Genomic DNA, 15,928 nt, shown 5'->3' with positions numbered 1-15,928 from the left:
GACTGGTTACAAATATATAAATGAGAACTGACTTCTTAGGAAAAGATTAAAACTTTCTTAAAAAATAATTAAAAACAAACAATTAGATTTCTCGCGTCTTAAAAAGAGCTATGATTATAGAAGATTACCTTCCCAATCCGTTTTCTTTGGAACAAACATTTTATGCCATTTTTCTACAAAGACATTTATGTTTTGCATATCAGATTGAATCAATTTCGAAAGTTTAGCGACTTCGCTTTTATAATCACTTTTAGAATAAAATTTCCCAAGTTTATGTTCTGGTAAAAAAAGCATATAGAATAATGGAGGAGCTTTGTATTCGTCACTTCTTAATCTCATTTTAGTTGAAATCTTGTCTGGAGTTCCAAATTCTAAACCATCAAAATTCTTTAAAAGTGATAATGAATTTAAAGCAGGACTAAGCTCATAAATATTCAAATGAATTTGAATCCACTTTTCGCCATTAATTATACTGACAGAAAGTTGTTCTAAATAATTTTCTGAAGATAATCTGCTAAAATCATAAGTATAGCCGCGGCTGTTTCGATCATATTGCCCGTGCCATGAAGTTTTAAATGGAGAAAGCTCAAAACCATTTTTTAATAAAAAAGGAATTCCGACTTCTTTAAAAATTTCATTTCTAACTTTTAGAAGCTCCTTGTCTTCAACTTTGTAAAATAATTTCATTTAAATTTTAAATAGTTTTTGAAAGTAAAATTTTATTAGCAAACCGTTATAGTACAATTTTGATCTGCTTTTAATTCATTTAGAAGTAACTTTTATAAAATTATAAGAAAATAACGTTTTAACCCTTTTTACCTTCTTATAAGTTCTATTTTCATAAAAAAAAGACTACCTATTCAACAAATATAAATTAAAAATTTAGACTTTTTAAAATGAACAGATTGTTATGATTTTTAGATTTGGGTTGCAGAAACCGTTATTCTTTTTTATTTTTATGAAATCGTGTGAAACTCTAATCACTTGATTTAATGTTTTAAAATAAGAGAAAAACAAAATGAGCAACAACAAAAAACTAAAAGCTGTAGCTTTCGGAGAAGTACTTTGGGATATTTTTGGTAATGAAAAAAAATTGGCGGAGCGCCTTTAAATGTGGCACTTCGCATGAAAGCACTGGGTGTTGATTCTAATATGATTAGCTGTGTAGGAAATGATGAAGATGGAGAAGCAATTATAGATGAAGTCAACAAATTAGGCCTTGAAACCAAAACTATTCTAAAATCTGACGATTTCCCTACAGGATTGGTAAATGTAACATTAGACGAAAGTAAATCTGCAACTTATGAAATTATTTATCCTTCTGCTTGGGACAAGATTGTTTTAAACGAAGAAGCAAGAGAATTAGTCATAAACTCAGATGTTTTAATCTACGGAAGTTTGGTTTGCAGAGATGAAGTCTCTAGAGAAGCTTTAGAAGAATTGCTTAGCACACACACCTATAAAGTTTTTGATGTTAATCTTCGAAAACCGCATTATGATTACGAAATTCTGCGACACTTAATGCAATCGGCTAATTTTATCAAATTTAATGATGAAGAGCTAATGGAAATCAGCGCCGCTTTAGATTCTCCTTACAATACTTTAGAAGAAAATATGAATTTCATCTGTTCTTTAACCAATGCCACAGCAATTTGTGTTACAAGAGGAAAAGATGGAGCCTTGCTTTTATGGGACAAACATCTTTATGAAAATGAAGGTTACACGATAAAAGTTGAAGACACGGTTGGCGCTGGAGATTCTTTCTTGGGGGCTTTGATCACTTCGCTTCTAAACGGAAAAGAACCGCAAGCCGCTTTAAATTTTGCCTGCGCAACAGGAGCTTTAGTCGCTGGATCGGCTGGCGGAAATCCTAAAATTTCAATATTTGATATAGAAAATTTAATTAACAAAAATTAAAAATTTGAAAAGCCTGATTCTAAACATCAGGCTTTTTTTATAGTTATAACATTCACTTTTTCTTCCAAACATGGGAAATATGTAAATTTAAAATGGAATTATTTCGTCCTAATCAAGAGGAGCGCAGTAAATTGCAAATCCAATAAAATAAGGAAGAATGATGAAAAAACTACGAATTTCACTTATCAATATCCACGGACTTTTGAAAGGTTCTGGTCTCGAAATCGGTCGAGATGCTGACAACGGAGGTCAGACCAAATACATATACGAATTAGCAGAGTTTTTATCGCAACATGAAGATGTCGAACACGTTCATATTTTTACAAGATTAATAGATGATCCCGCCCTTTCGCCAGAATACTCAGTACCTGTAGAAATTATAAATGACAAACTGGATATAAGGCGAATTCCGTTTCTGGGAAAAAAATATAAAGCAAAAGAACAGCTTTGGGAAGGTCTAGATACTTTTGTGAACGGTGCGATGCAACACATCAAACAACACAATATTTTCCCAGATTGGATTCACTCTCATTATGCTGACGCAGGTTACGCCGCAGCCGAATTATCGTCAGTTTTGAATATACCTTTCGCTCATACTGGACATTCTCTAGGATTCTACAAAAAGAAGAAATTAATCGAAAGTGGAGAAAATGAAGAAGAATTGGAGAAAAAGTTCAAGTTTAAAGCCCGAATTGTTGCTGAAGAAAGAACCTTAGAACTCGCAGAATTTATTGTCACTTCTACCGAACAGGAAATTGAGACCTACAAAGCATATAAAAATTTTGAATTAGGAAAATACCACGCGATCTCTCCCGGAATTGACACCAGAAAATTTGTTCCTTATTATTATCAAGAAAACGATTCGGATAAACATATGGAAGAAGCGCAACGAAAATATTGGGTTGCCGAAAGCATTTCTAAATTCCTTACCAATCCGCACAAGCCAATTATTCTGGCGCTTTCAAGACCTGACCGTCATAAAAACTTGAATACCTTAATTGAAGTTTACGGAAAAGACAAAGAACTGCAAAGTATGGCTAATTTGGTCATTTTTGCCGAATTCGAAAAGACATTGCTAAAATGCCAGAATCTGAAAAAAACGTTTTAACCGATTTGCTTCTTTTGATGGATAAATACGATTTGTACGGAAAAATGGCAATTCCGAAGAAACATGATGTTGAAAATGAAGTTTCGATTATCTATCGTTATGCTCGCAGAAAAAAGAGGTGTTTTTGTGAATTTAGCTTTGCATGAAAACTTCGGATTGACCGTTATCGAATCGGCTAGTTCGGGGCTTCCAGTTGTGGTGACAAAAAACGGCGGGCCTTCAGAAATTATTCCTGTTTGCCAGAACGGAGAATTAGTAAATCCGCAAGAAGAAAACCAGATCAAAAAAGCACTCCGAAATATTTTAACCGATGAAAATCGATGGAAATATTACTCAAATAATGGTGCAACTAATATTCAAAAATATTACAGTTGGATAAGCCATGTTAATCATTATGTAGATTTAATTAATGAAAATCTATCAGTTTCTTCAACCGGAATCAAAAAACAGCATTATCCAAATATCAATATCAGTCGATTAAAACGAAAAATAGATCACTTATTGGTTTCTGATATTGACGGAACTTTAATTGAACCAAAACTAGCAAATCCAGGTTTGAAAGAATTAAAAGCTCATTTAACCAATCGCACCGATAAAATGGCTTTTGCAATGGCTTCTGGAAGAAATTTAGCGCTTGTTAAAAAAGTAATTGATGAAGAAGAGTTTCCGCTACCCGACTTTATTATCTGTTCTGTCGGAACCGAAATTTATTACACCAATGGAAAGGATTATATTTTGGATAAAGGTTGGGCAAAATTTCTTGCAGGAAGATGGAAACGAGAAGATATTGTCAATAGATTGAAAGACATTAAATGGATAAAAATTCAGGAAGAAGAAGCTCAAAACCCTTATAAAATCTCATATTATTATGATAAAGAACACTACAATCATGATGAACTGATTACTGCTTTGGGAACGGGCTGGTACAAAGTCAACATTATTCCGAGTCATGGGCAGTTTTTAGATTTTATTCCCAAAAGAGCTTCAAAAGGAAATGCGATTAAATTCTTGTGCAGAAAATGGTCTATTCCGTTAAGTAATGTAATTGCGGCAGGAGATTCTGGAAATGATGTCGATATGTTTAGAGGTTCAGTAAAAGGAATTATTGTTGGAAACCGAAGCGCAGAACTTGCCGATTATGAAACAACAAAAAGCATTTATGTCGCTAAAAATTCAGCTTCAGAAGGAATTTTGGAAGGTTTAAAACATTATAAAGTCATAAAATAATTCATTCGTTGAGCATAAAAAATAAGCCATTAATTGCACAAATTTTCACGAATTTTTAATTAGGCAAAAATCTAAGACATATCACAACTACAACTTTGACAAAGTTCTTCAAATTAGAATTCGTGAAAATTCGTGCCATTCGTGGCAAAAAAACATACTAACAGTTTAAAAATAAGTAATAAAATGTATTCAGGTTCAGGATTTAGCAATTGGGAAATTGGAGATGTTGATGTATTTATAGATGAAAAAGGAATTCATCATTTATTTCATTTAATCATTCCAAATCATGATTATATCGCTCATGCCATTTCAAAAGACGGTCTTTCGTGGAAACGAGTAAAAAACGCTTTATTTGTGGGCGATCCAGGAGAATGGGACGATGATATGTTATGGACAATGCACATCAGCAAAAAATCGGATGGCGAAGGTTATGAAATGTATTATACAGGACTCAAACGCCAAGACAAGGGAATCGAACAAAAAGTAGGAAGAGCAATCTCTACCGATTTGCTTACTTGGAAAAAGGAAAACTTATACGGACTTCCGTTTAAAAGCGAAGCTCCACATTATGAAGGCAAAAATAACAACCCGCGACAATGGATTAGTTTTCGCGATCCTTTTAAATACCAATACAAAGGCGAAGATTATTTGTTAATTTGCGCCCGAAGCGCCTCTGGACCAACATACCGCAGAGGCTGTATTGGTGTAGCAAAAAGAGAAAAGGAAGGTTATGTCTTGCAAAAACCGCTTCACATTCCGTATGTTTATGATGATGTGGAATGTCCGTGTGTTTTTGAAATTAAAGGAACGCATTATCTTTTAGGATCTATCAGAGAAGATATTAAAATTCGTTATTGGTCTTCGCCAGAATTTAGAGGAGAATATTCTGCATTTCACAATAATGTTTTAATGCCACAAGGAAACTATGCTTGCCAGAGTGGTTAAAGATGGAAAACATTTCTTGGTTTACAATTTCTATTTTGCAGACGGAAACGTCAATACACATCGTGTGATTCCGCCACCAAAAGAATTGGATGTCGATAAAAGCGGAAGACTTTTGCTGAAAAGTTATTACTATTGGGAAAAACTGTATCAGAAAACGATTCTTCAAAAAGATTTGCCTCACCCATTGCCTATTCTAGGAAATCCGACAGCCGAATTTGTTTTGGAAAATGAAAACAAATGGCGATTTGGCTGTCGAAGCGGTTATGAAATTTATGACTTCGAAAAACCATCAAATGATTTTGTTTGGGAAGGAACATTGTCTGTTGAAGGAATGGGAAAAACGGGTTTTGTTATCGAATGTGATAAAGAAGGAACTGGATATTATATTTCGATTGATTTTATGAATGGTTTCGTGCAGTTTAGAGCTTGGGGATTTAATGAAAAAGATGTCAAGAATAATTTTATTTTTGAAAATATTCAAACCAATCAATTTGAAATTAGCGAAGAAAAACAGATTTTATTTAAAATTATCCGTTATGGAAATTATTATGAACTTTCCATAAATGACATCGTGAAACTGACTTTATTGGATTTTAAATACAACGAAGGAAAAGTCGGAATCTATGTTTGTTCTGCTGTAATTTCGATAAGCGATTCTAAAATTCACGTTATTCCAGAACCAGAAAACGAATATGCAGACTTCTGATCCTGAAAAATATGACAATGAACTTCAGCCAAATTCTTTAATCTAAATACTTATGAAAATTCAATCCCTTAAAATCGGTATGGCAATAGTACTTTTAATGTCTCTTAATTTTGCTAATGCTCAACAAAAAGATGCCGAAAAATGCCGTTATACCAAAACTCCTCAAGGTTATTTGATGGTTCTTCGCGAAGGCGATAATGTTTTGGAACTAATTGAAAAATTAGCCAAAGAGCAAAATATTCCGTCAGCAAATTTTACTGGAATTGGTTTTGCGCAAGATGCCACTTTTGGATTTTACGATTTTAACCAAAAGAAATTTCATCCCAAAACTTTCAATAAAGTCGAAATGGGAAGCTTAACGGGATCTATTGCCTGGAGCGGAGACAAACCTTCAATACACATGCACGGCGTTGCAACCGATGATAAATTTGATGCTTACGGCGGTCACATTTTGGCTTTAATAGTTGGTACAGGTTCTATGGAAATTTATATTACAGTAAATAATGAAAAACTGGAACGAAAAGTTGAACAGCCTCTAAATGCTAATGTTTTACAATTACCTTGTTTGAAGTAATTTTTGATTCCGCATAGAAAACTATTCTTTTACAATTTCCATATTTCTGCCATTTTTATTTATGGCTTTCCAGTTTGGATTGAGGTCAATCTCATAAAATTCTCCAATGATTTTTGTACCTGATATTTTGATTGGCAGTGGAAACACAAAGTAAGTCGTCCCATTTTTTTCATAGCTTAAAATCCCAGATTTGCCGAGTTCGTCTTTTCCTTTTATTGTTGAAAAACTTCCAAAGTTTTTACCTCCCGATTTATCTCTGCCTCTTATGCTTGAATATACAACTCCTTTGTCTTTTAGAATTAACGTTCCGTTCATATTAAATGAGCGGCCATAATTGTCTAAATCTGTCACAGCAACTTTTAAAATTGGCTGGTTGATGAGTAAATTTGTATAGTAGGCAATCAATTCATTTTGACGTTCCTCTCTTACTGTTTCTTGCTTATTTATTTCTTCGAAATTGTTTCTCGCTTTGGCTTGTTCTAATGTCTTTTTACTGATTTTGAGTTTTGATTTATTTACATTGATTTCATAAATTTCCGCAAAATTGTAAATTTTGTCCAAACCATTTTTCCAGTTGATATTCAGATAGTCAAAAATTAGTCCGTACGCTGGTCCTGTTGCGTAAGGAAAAGGTCGAGTGTAGGTTTCGGCTTCCTCCCTTTTACTTATTTCCGATATAGCTAGGTCATATTTGTTTTCATAATTTGATAAAACAAAACCTGTGTAATTTGCCAAACCTTCCAAAGTTTCTAGTTCTAATTCGGCATTTAGGTATTTTGAATATTTTTTTTGTCTTTCTTTTCTAAATGTTACAGCATCTTTTAGATAAGTTCTTACTTCGCCAGTTTCTTTGTTTTGATTAATAGATTTCAAGGCATTTCTTAATGCTTCATATTCTAACCTCAATAAAATCCGCGCATTTGTTTCATCCAAATAAGCAATTGCATTTCCATTAAATTTCCTTGTTTTAAGCTGTAGTAAATGAAACAATTCGTGAACAATGGTTGAACCATCCAGATAATTGTTTAAAACTGTAGCATATTCGTTTCCTTCATATTTCTGTGTCGTATTTACAAAAACCAACGTATTTGGCTCCATTGTTTTATAATATAATGTATCATTGTCTGTTTTACAGTTTGACAGCTTTGTTAAACTGTAAATAGTGTTATCATAATCAATCACGATAATACTATCATTCCAAAGTTTGTATCCCCACAATCTACCGTTGTCTTTTTCTAAAACAGATTTTGCTTCCAGAAGTTTAGTTTTAATGTTTTGTCTGTTTCTAAAGGGCTCTGTGGTTTTATTCTCTTTGATTTTAGAAATCACATTTTCCCATTCTTTAGTATGATACCATTTTTGAAATTCGATTTCGTTATTTAATTTATCAAAGTCAGAATAAAAACGTTTATTAACCAGATAATTTAGAATCTGAAAAGTCTTTTCAGGGTTATTATTTCCTGCAAAAATGGATGAGCCATGAAATAAAACAGAATCTGATAAGTTTTCTATTCCTTTTGCCAATTCTATCAATTTAGAAAAATCATCTTCCGATTTTTTGTAATTTTTGGCTTCGTAATTTTCAACTGCAGATTGATACATTTTATTGATGTCGGTTTCTTGTGCATTGACAAATTGGATAAAAACCGATACAAATAGAATTAGTGCTATTTTTTTCATCTCTGATTTATGTTTGAAATTCAGAAACAAAAATAATGAGCCAAATACTGAGAAATAGACTAAATCGGGGTTGAAATTAGGACTAATCCTAAGTATGATTTTTGAATTTATCTGCTAATTCATACCTGTTTGTTACATTTAGTTTTGCATAAAGATTTCGAATATGGGTTTTTACCGTACTCAACGAAATGAAAAGTTCGTCGGCAATTTCTTTATTTGATTTATTTTCCAAAATCAGTTTTGCAATTTTTTCTTCCTGATTCGTTAATGTCAAATTTGAAATTTCTTGTTGTATTTCTTTAGGTTGTATTGATCTTACTTTTTTGAACAATAAAAACGAAATAACAGCCAGGATCAGCACCAAAATTCCTAATATATAATTTAGGGTTTTATGGAACGAATACTTTTGTTGAAAAACAGTATTGGAAATTTTCGAAATTTCGTCTTGAAATTGAAGATAATATGATGTTTCGGAATAGTAACTTTTAAGTGAGTTTAAAATATCATTATAGAAATCCGGATTTTTTTCAAAGTCCGTTTTTAGATCAAAATTTTTTCTTTTTATATCCGAAAATGCAAGAAGTTTTATCAATGCAGGCGAGATGTTTTTAGCATTATATGCTTTTACTTTTTCAACAAAATCATTTATAGTTTGTTGTTGAGCTTCCTTGTTTTTAATTTCAGAATATCCTTGAGTCAATTTTTCTTCAAATTGTTTTAAGTTCCTCCATAATCTATCGGTATTATTTGAGTTTTGAGAATGGCTAAACCATCTATTTCCTGATTTTGAGAAATAAATTGTGTCAGTATTTGAAAAAATAAAATTGTAGTAATTGTTTTTGTCGCTATTGCTTACTAACTGTAAACCTTTTATGTCGTCAATATTTGAATGGATGCGGTAAAGTTTATCTTTTTTAGACAACAATTGACCTTTAAATTCAAAATATCCTGTGCTGTCGGTTTGGGTAGAAAAAAGAATCTGGCTTTCTGTAATTAGTGTTTCTTCATCGTACTTCAAGAGACTTAAATACACTGTTTTGTTTTTCTGTGTTGTTTCAATATGTCCACAAATTGAATATTGTCCGTAACAATTCGGAATAATTAGAAATGCAACAATGAGGGACGTTAAAAATCTGATTATTTTTCTTTGTTGCATTTGTAAAAATTAAAACAAATTCATTTTGACGTTTATTATTGACCAAATTACAAAAAAAGCCAATTCAATTTACATCGTCTCTCTTTGTTTATTTTTGTCAAAACAAGAGTTATAAAAGAACATTCTACAACTAAATAAAATTGATTTGTTCAATACATAAATATTCTGCAATAAAAGCTAGGTTAGTTGCTTTAAAAATCTAAATTACTTTCGTATTTTGCTTAAGATTAAACTGACACCTTTTAGCAATGCCACAAAGTCCTTCCCCAGAAGATGTAAAGAGAATTTTCGAAAATTATTTTACTGCCGATATGAACATCTGGACAGGATTTTCGGAGAAGATTAAAGTTCGTGTATTTGACAAATCTGAAATCATAAAAGATTATCATGGCGTCGAAAAATATCTTAATATCATCATTAAAGGATCTGCGGGATTATTTGTTTGGGATGGTAAAAGAGACATCTGCATTAATCTATTGTATGAAAAAAGTTTTATAAGTGATTATATGTCTTTTTTAAATCAGCGACCATCTGTTATTAAAACTGAAGCTTTAGAAGATTTGACGCTTTGGTCTATTCCGCATCAAGATTTGAACGAACTGTATCAAAGATCTGAAACAGGTTTACGAATTGGAAAAGCTATTTCTGAAATGCTTTATGTGCGTAAACAGCAAGAACAAATTAATCTATTAACGCTTTCTCCTCAAGAACGTTATTTGAAACTTATAGAAGGGCGTCCAGAAATTTTTCAAAGAACACCACTCAAAATCATTGCTTCTTATTTGGGATTAACAGCAGAAAGTTTAAGCCGAATTCGAAAAAGAGTTATGGAAAAATGATTTCTTACCCAAAGTCAATTTTATTTTCATTTTTGCTCGCTAAGTTTGCTTCACTAAACCAAACAAATTTAAAACGATGAAAAATAAAATCAACTTTGGCGCTATTATAGTTTATTATGTAATTGCTGTAATCTGCAGATATGCAGCTGTTAAAACCAATTTATTGTCAGGAATAGAAAATCCGTATTTAGTAATTTTGCTTCGTGGTGTTGGTCCTGCTTTGGGTGCTTTGGTTGCAATAAAAATATTCTCTCTTAACAATCCAATGTCGTTAAAAGGAATTTATAAAAATGCAATTGTTCCGTTTGCCGTTTATTGGATTCTTCCAGCTGTTTTAATTGCAGGTGTTTATTATTTCACAATCGGTAAATTTCCAATTTTATTAATGTTTACAGTTTTAGTTTACGGACTTTTAGAAGAAATCGGATGGCGTGGATTTTTGCAAGAACAATTGAAATCGCTTCCTAAATTTACTTCAATCTTAATTATTGCTGTTCTTTGGTTCGCATGGCATTTAAACTTTGAAACAACGCCAAGCAACATGATTTTCTTCGGAATCATTTTCTTTGGAACTTGGGGAATCGGAAAAGTATATACTTCTACAGGATCGCTATTGGCAGTTGCGGGAGTGCATTCGCTAAATAATTTCTTCCGTAATGGTTTACATGATACAGAACTTATTTTAATTGTAGTTTTATTAGTAATATGGGTTGGTTTTATTATTCTTTATAACAGAAAATATAAAACTGCTGTTAATCCAGCTTAACTTAATTCCGCAGACAATTGAGATAGTTTCTGCAAAATATTTTTTTTCACGCAGATTTAGCAGATTATGCAGATTTAATCAGTGAAAATCCTTTTAATCTGTGGCAAAAAAAACAGCGCAAACATTTTAAGTTTTGCGCTGTTTCTATTCTAATTTAATCTTTCCGTAGTTTCCATTCTCAAACAATATTCACTTCCTAAATACAATGGATTTCCATGTTTCTCTGACCAAAATCCGTCTAAAATATCTTTGGTAATGCATCTATAAACCGCAACTCCTTTATAAGTTTTATGATCATCGCCTTTATAACTAAAATTAATGACCAAAATATTGTCTTTAAAGAAACCCGTTCCTTTTTGTTTATGCGAATTGATAAGCCAATCTGCTTTTATGCGATTGTTTTGATCTAAAGTCAGAGTCAAAACACCTTTGTAAGTTATCTCATTACTTTCGTCCTGATTGCTTCCCGAAATAGAATAAGTGCCTACTAAATCTTGTATTGTCATTTATTTAATGCTGAATTTGAAATATAAATAGTTCCACATTTTAGAAATCTTTAATTGAAAGTTGGCAAATATATATAATTAATAAACTTTTCTAAACATAAAAAAATGCGCACACCATTACAGTCTGCGCATTCTAAAAAAATATCCGAATTATTTAATTTTCAAGGTATATGCAGTAAGCGTACTGGCTGCATCTCTATAGAATCTTACTCGATTATAAGTTCCTGCAGGTGTTCCTTCTGGAACTTTTAATATCGCTCTGTAAATAGTGCCACTTACAAATTCTAACGGATAAATTGCCGTTGGAGCTGTACTGTTATACATTTCTATTTTGGTAATTGTATTTAGTTGACCTCCTCTAATTTCAAATGTATCTCCAATTTTCCTTTCTGTTCCAGAACCAATTAACTCTGCTTTAAAAGAATCTGGTTCAATAACACTAACTTGAAATCTATTTTCGACACTTGCATTTTGAAGCGTATAAATTCCGTTTTTGACACGTAAATCATAAGTTCCTACAGGCATGTCTTCTTTAAGAAAATAATATACTCCATATTCCGTAAACGCTGTACCCGATGTGGTTGTTCCTAACGAACCACCTAAATGAACGATTTCTGCGGTATATTCTGTTTTCTCATCTTCTGCAGATACCAAATAAACTCTAGAGTTTTCGACACTTAGCCACAAATCATTTATCGATGATGTGATTCCTGAGTTTCCTATATTAACAATCTTTTGCAAAAAACCTTTTCTAAAAGTTTCTGGATAGGCTACAGTCCAAGTTCTTGGTTCTGTTTGTCTGAAATCTATTTTAAGCGTATATTTTTTTGTTGTTCCCGCTTTTGAAGTTACCGTGTAAACGGTTCCGTCTTTAAAAGGAACTTCTGTTCCAGATGCCGGAGAAATTACAGCTTCTGTACCAAGAACAATTTCAGGTTTTATGGTTTCTGGAAAAGATGTATTTACACTCCATGTCACTATTATATTTTCCTCTGTAATAGCGGCGCTTACATCATTATTATCTGCATCTTTTATCGTAAAAGACTCAATGTGAGTATATCCTGGAACTTTTACAACATCGCCAGGAATTGAATTTACTTTATCAATATATTCAGTATCACAAGAAAAGAATAGCACTGATAAAAAAAGTAATCCGATTAAAAATACATTGGTATTGTTTTTTTTATTCATGATTGTATTGATTATCTAATTTTTAAATGATTTTATTTTATTATTTTTGCCTTATTGATAAAGGCATTTATATTTTTAAAATGTCTGTATTTTCAATGCTTACGGTAATTCAAAAAGCCGTTTGATAGTCATGGGGTAATGATATGATATTAGTATTTTGCAGAGATCGCTGGTCAAGCTTTACTGCAAGCACTTTTTAATTATGTCGTAATCCCATGTTTCTTTTTACATTGTTATTGATTTATAATACTTTAGACCAGTTATAACTGATTACGTCGCTTGAAGTTCCTGGAGTAACCGCAGTTACTTTTACCAAATAAACTTCTGTAGCACTTGTATGAGGAACTGTAACAGAATGTGAATTTGTTCCAGCTGCTTTCCAGATTACAATAGCTTTAGCAGGAGTCATAACATGAGTTGTAATATTATAAGAGTAATATCCTAATCCGTAATTTGATCCAGATATTGTACCATTGTATCCAACTATATTATAAGGATCTGATGTTGGAGCTGTACCAACATTTCCAGTTGCATTTTTAACTTCAACACTTTCTTTCCATAAATCCCATTCTCCACAAACAGAATTTAAATCAACTGTACCAAGGTACCATTGAGCTGTATTTCCAACAGGACGAAGTGAAGCTCCGTAAATACCTTCCCACTGAACGTTTACACCGCCAATAACAGCAGCTACTGGAGTCCAGTTAGTATCTACAGATGATGGTGCTTGCCATCTATTTACAGTTACTGATGTTGAAGTTGCAGAACATAATTCTAATGCACTGCTTTGGCTGTTTGATTAGAAACTTGTTCTTCTTGTGCTTTTGCAAGTCCTTGTGAATCGGCAGTTTGGTCTTCTGAGCTACAAGATGTAATTGAAATAGTAGCCAATGCTAAAAATGATAAGATTATTTTTTTCATAATGATATATTTAATAGATTAATTTGGCTTCTTTTATTACCTCGGCAGAAAAGACAGACATTTTTTATTTGCAAGTTTATTTTGTAATTCTAATAGGATATTTCATTGTAGCGGTAAGATTATAGCTTTCCATCTGTATCCAATAGTCAGTATCGGGTTCTAATGTTATTGCTTCACTAGAAGTTCCTCCAAAAACATAAGTCGCTGAAAAGCTAAAGATGTCTAAACCTTCATTATACTGCTGAAATTGCCATTTTTTATTTCCTTGTGCATCTACAGCATAAACTTTTGTTACTTCGTAAGAAGGAACAAAGTTTTCACCTTTTAAAAACATAGAGCTTGAAACGGGTATAGTATAAGTTGAAGTCTCACTTGATAATTCTCTTAAAACCAATTTTGGCTGTTGGATCACAATTTTCACAGTATAAACAGCCGTTGTTCCATCAGCTGCTTTAGTGGTATACGTAAATGGTGTTTTTGCGAATACAGGCACTAACTCGGTAGCTGCGGGAGTAATAGTTGTTTTTTCAGGAAGTGAAATCGAAGTTTCTAAATATTCATATTCATAATAAGAAGGCAGATAAACTGTAATTGTTTTTTCTAAATTATTTACAGCACTATATATCGCTTGACTTTCGCCCGGATTTACAACCTTAAAAGATATAATTCTTCGTGCATCAAGGTCGGTAACAATTTCTGTAACTGGATCTTCTTTTACATCTGTCCATCTTTCTTCTTCATTATCGCAAGAAGTTAAAAGACTAAAAAGCGTAAAAGCAACAAAAAACAAAGGTGTTTTTAATTTTGTAATTTTAGTATTCATTATTTGTATTTGGATTGGTTATTTAATTTCAAATTTTGTACTTCCTTTTGGAACCATTACATAATCAAAAGTGTAATACATGTGCGGCGTATCTTTAAACCATTCAGCTGACGTATAAACATCTTTGTAAACCGAAATCATTTTAATTTTGGCATAATTTCCGTTTGCTGTTTTTAGAATAATAGTTCTTGCGGGAATAGTTGTTCCGTTTATAATTTTAAGAGGTTCACCAAGTGCATATGCTACGTGAGCTTTTTGCGGATTAGTTCCATCAGACACAACAACTCCATCAAAATCATACAAATACCATCCAGTTCCATTACCAAAAGAACCAGCATCATCTGTTCCTATAAGATCAATTCCTGTTTTAAACTGACTGTCAGCCGGAACATCAACCACTTCATCAAAAGGTTTAGCTACAATTGTAATTCCGCCAACTCCACCTGCCTGATAACCATTATTTTTATTGTCTAAACCGTTATTTCCAGACAAAAAGCTGGCATATAATCCGCCAAAAGCTAAATCCCATTTTCTTGTTTTTTTATAAGAACCGTCAACCGATTTATTCTCTTCAAGACTGTAGTAAAGTGTTGCAGAAGGCGCCGTCGGATTATCATCAGAAGTACTTCCTTGATAATTTTTTACATGAATGACTTTATTAAAAAGTGTTTGATCTGGAATTTCTGTTCCTGGGTTTTCTTCATTTCCGCTTCCTTCTGCTGGTTTATCATCAGATGAACATGCTGTAGTTGTAGCAGCAATAAGAAAAACCATCATCAATATTGGCGATACTTTCTCTATTAATGTTTTTATTCGTTTCATGGGGTTATCTATTTATTTGGTATTTAAATTTTTACTTCCGTCTGTCTGTATAAAATATCTGAAAGTGAAATAAGGTGCAGGCCAATTCAAATCTGTAACCGCTGGAGGATTTCCTTTATAGGCATTTACAAGTTGCAGTTTGGCATATTTCCCGTCAGGTAAACGTATCGCATATGTGCGATTCGGAATTGCCTGCATAATGTGGTCGCTTAAGCTGTAATAAAACCATCCAGCAGAACTTTCTGAAGAAGCCCATCCTATTTTGGTTATCTCGCTAGTATTAAAATCTGTATCTGAAGGTGCTTGTGTGACATTTTTATAATCTTCATTAAGCAATACAACAGAAGTATTTTCTGCTGGCCCTTCAAAACCAGGATTATATTGGTATTTTGCATTATTTACAAAAACTTCGCTATTGTAAGGTCCTGTAAAAGCAATGTCCCAGTCTTTTGTTTTCATATATTGCAAAGAATCTGCTTTGGTATGCGACCATATTTGTTTTTTATCGCTGAAGCGAAACAAAAACGTATGAAAACTTCTCTGTTCTTTTCCATTAGTTCCATCTCCCATAGAAGCTCCAGTGTCACCCGCAAGATCAGTAATAACAGTGCTTTTATTATCAATAAGCGAAGAGTTTGTATCTTCCTCATTGCTGCTGCAGGAAGCCAAACTTATCGCAACTATCGCGAAAAGCAGTATTTTACTTTTGTTAAATGTTTTAATTGTTGTCATTAGAAATATTTGAGT

Annotated in this window: 19 protein-coding genes; 9 read left to right on the top strand and 10 right to left on the bottom strand. The window is 32.6% G+C overall.

Annotated elements, in window-relative coordinates:
- Positions 1-114: 114 nt before the first annotated feature.
- Positions 115-687 carry a hypothetical protein gene (locus P5P87_RS02945; RefSeq protein WP_278021509.1) on the bottom strand — a complete coding sequence of 191 codons (573 nt, stop codon included), beginning with the start codon at positions 685-687 and terminating at the stop codon, positions 115-117.
- A gap of 438 nt (positions 688-1,125) precedes the next feature.
- Between P5P87_RS02945 and P5P87_RS02940 the strand changes: the two genes are divergently transcribed.
- The 7 genes from P5P87_RS02940 to P5P87_RS02910 all read left to right on the top strand — a co-directional run bounded on the left by P5P87_RS02940 (position 1,126) and on the right by P5P87_RS02910 (position 6,477).
- Complete coding sequence (locus P5P87_RS02940; RefSeq protein ID WP_340696628.1) at positions 1,126-1,917, top strand: carbohydrate kinase family protein; 792 nt, start codon at positions 1,126-1,128, stop codon at positions 1,915-1,917.
- Between the two features lie 157 nt (positions 1,918-2,074).
- A complete protein-coding gene (locus P5P87_RS02935; RefSeq protein ID WP_278021508.1) occupies positions 2,075-3,025 on the top strand; it encodes a glycosyltransferase in 951 nt (316 codons plus the stop codon).
- Positions 2,998-3,171: a hypothetical protein gene (locus P5P87_RS02930; RefSeq protein WP_278021507.1), complete on the top strand. Its 174-nt coding sequence runs from the start codon at positions 2,998-3,000 to the stop codon at positions 3,169-3,171. The genes P5P87_RS02935 and P5P87_RS02930 overlap by 28 nt, the downstream gene beginning before the upstream one ends.
- Entirely contained in the window at positions 3,125-4,252 is a 1,128-nt protein-coding gene (locus tag P5P87_RS02925) for an HAD-IIB family hydrolase (RefSeq protein ID WP_278021506.1), read from the top strand. The genes P5P87_RS02930 and P5P87_RS02925 overlap by 47 nt, the downstream gene beginning before the upstream one ends.
- Positions 4,253-4,435: 183 nt before the next feature.
- Positions 4,436-5,197 (top strand): glycoside hydrolase family protein, encoded by a 762-nt coding sequence (locus P5P87_RS02920; RefSeq protein WP_278021505.1) that lies wholly within the window; start codon positions 4,436-4,438, stop codon positions 5,195-5,197.
- Entirely contained in the window at positions 5,178-5,903 is a 726-nt protein-coding gene (locus tag P5P87_RS02915) for a hypothetical protein (RefSeq protein ID WP_278021504.1), read from the top strand. The genes P5P87_RS02920 and P5P87_RS02915 overlap by 20 nt, the downstream gene beginning before the upstream one ends.
- Before the next feature lie 52 nt (positions 5,904-5,955).
- Positions 5,956-6,477, top strand: a complete 522-nt coding sequence (locus P5P87_RS02910) for a PPC domain-containing DNA-binding protein (protein ID WP_278021503.1) — start codon at positions 5,956-5,958, stop codon at positions 6,475-6,477.
- Positions 6,478-6,498: 21 nt separating this feature from the next.
- Here the strand turns inward: P5P87_RS02910 and P5P87_RS02905 are convergent, their stop codons facing one another.
- Both P5P87_RS02905 and P5P87_RS02900 read right to left on the bottom strand, forming a co-directional pair.
- Positions 6,499-8,157, bottom strand: coding sequence for a hypothetical protein (locus P5P87_RS02905; protein WP_278021502.1), 1,659 nt, complete (start codon positions 8,155-8,157; stop codon positions 6,499-6,501).
- Between the two features lie 88 nt (positions 8,158-8,245).
- Complete coding sequence (locus tag P5P87_RS02900; RefSeq protein WP_278021501.1) at positions 8,246-9,313, bottom strand: response regulator transcription factor; 1,068 nt, start codon at positions 9,311-9,313, stop codon at positions 8,246-8,248.
- 248 nt (positions 9,314-9,561) lie between these two features.
- On the opposite strand from P5P87_RS02900, the gene P5P87_RS02895 reads away from it, so the two are divergent.
- Together P5P87_RS02895 and P5P87_RS02890 are read left to right on the top strand one after the other, a co-directional pair.
- The gene (locus P5P87_RS02895; protein WP_278021500.1) at positions 9,562-10,152 is read left to right on the top strand and encodes a Crp/Fnr family transcriptional regulator; all 591 of its coding nucleotides are present in this window, start codon (positions 9,562-9,564) and stop codon (positions 10,150-10,152) included.
- Between the two features lie 76 nt (positions 10,153-10,228).
- Entirely contained in the window at positions 10,229-10,918 is a 690-nt protein-coding gene (locus P5P87_RS02890) for a CPBP family intramembrane glutamic endopeptidase (RefSeq protein ID WP_278021499.1), read from the top strand.
- 149 nt (positions 10,919-11,067) lie between these two features.
- Here the strand turns inward: P5P87_RS02890 and P5P87_RS02885 are convergent, their stop codons facing one another.
- The 7 genes from P5P87_RS02885 to P5P87_RS02855 all read right to left on the bottom strand — a co-directional run bounded on the left by P5P87_RS02885 (position 11,068) and on the right by P5P87_RS02855 (position 15,913).
- Complete coding sequence (locus tag P5P87_RS02885) at positions 11,068-11,424, bottom strand: hypothetical protein (RefSeq protein WP_278021498.1); 357 nt, start codon at positions 11,422-11,424, stop codon at positions 11,068-11,070.
- 150 nt (positions 11,425-11,574) lie between these two features.
- Positions 11,575-12,615, bottom strand: coding sequence for a hypothetical protein (locus P5P87_RS02880; protein ID WP_278021497.1), 1,041 nt, complete (start codon positions 12,613-12,615; stop codon positions 11,575-11,577).
- 241 nt (positions 12,616-12,856) lie between these two features.
- Positions 12,857-13,024, bottom strand: coding sequence for a hypothetical protein (locus P5P87_RS02875; RefSeq protein ID WP_278021496.1), 168 nt, complete (start codon positions 13,022-13,024; stop codon positions 12,857-12,859).
- A 365-nt stretch (positions 13,025-13,389) separates the two neighbouring features.
- Entirely contained in the window at positions 13,390-13,536 is a 147-nt protein-coding gene (locus P5P87_RS02870) for a hypothetical protein (protein WP_278021495.1), read from the bottom strand.
- Positions 13,537-13,612: 76 nt separating this feature from the next.
- Complete coding sequence (locus P5P87_RS02865; RefSeq protein WP_278021494.1) at positions 13,613-14,359, bottom strand: hypothetical protein; 747 nt, start codon at positions 14,357-14,359, stop codon at positions 13,613-13,615.
- Positions 14,360-14,377: 18 nt separating this feature from the next.
- Positions 14,378-15,181, bottom strand: a complete 804-nt coding sequence (locus tag P5P87_RS02860) for an HmuY family protein (RefSeq protein WP_198858044.1) — start codon at positions 15,179-15,181, stop codon at positions 14,378-14,380.
- Positions 15,182-15,193: 12 nt separating this feature from the next.
- A complete protein-coding gene (locus P5P87_RS02855; RefSeq protein ID WP_278021493.1) occupies positions 15,194-15,913 on the bottom strand; it encodes an HmuY family protein in 720 nt (239 codons plus the stop codon).
- Between the last annotated feature and the right edge of the window lie 15 nt (positions 15,914-15,928).

Origin of the sequence: Flavobacterium ginsengisoli (assembly GCF_029625315.1) — a bacterium.
Taxonomy (GTDB): Bacteria; Bacteroidota; Bacteroidia; order Flavobacteriales; family Flavobacteriaceae; genus Flavobacterium; species Flavobacterium ginsengisoli.
The sequence above is the reverse complement of the archived record's forward strand: the minus strand, read 5'-3'. Positions and strand labels throughout refer to the sequence as shown.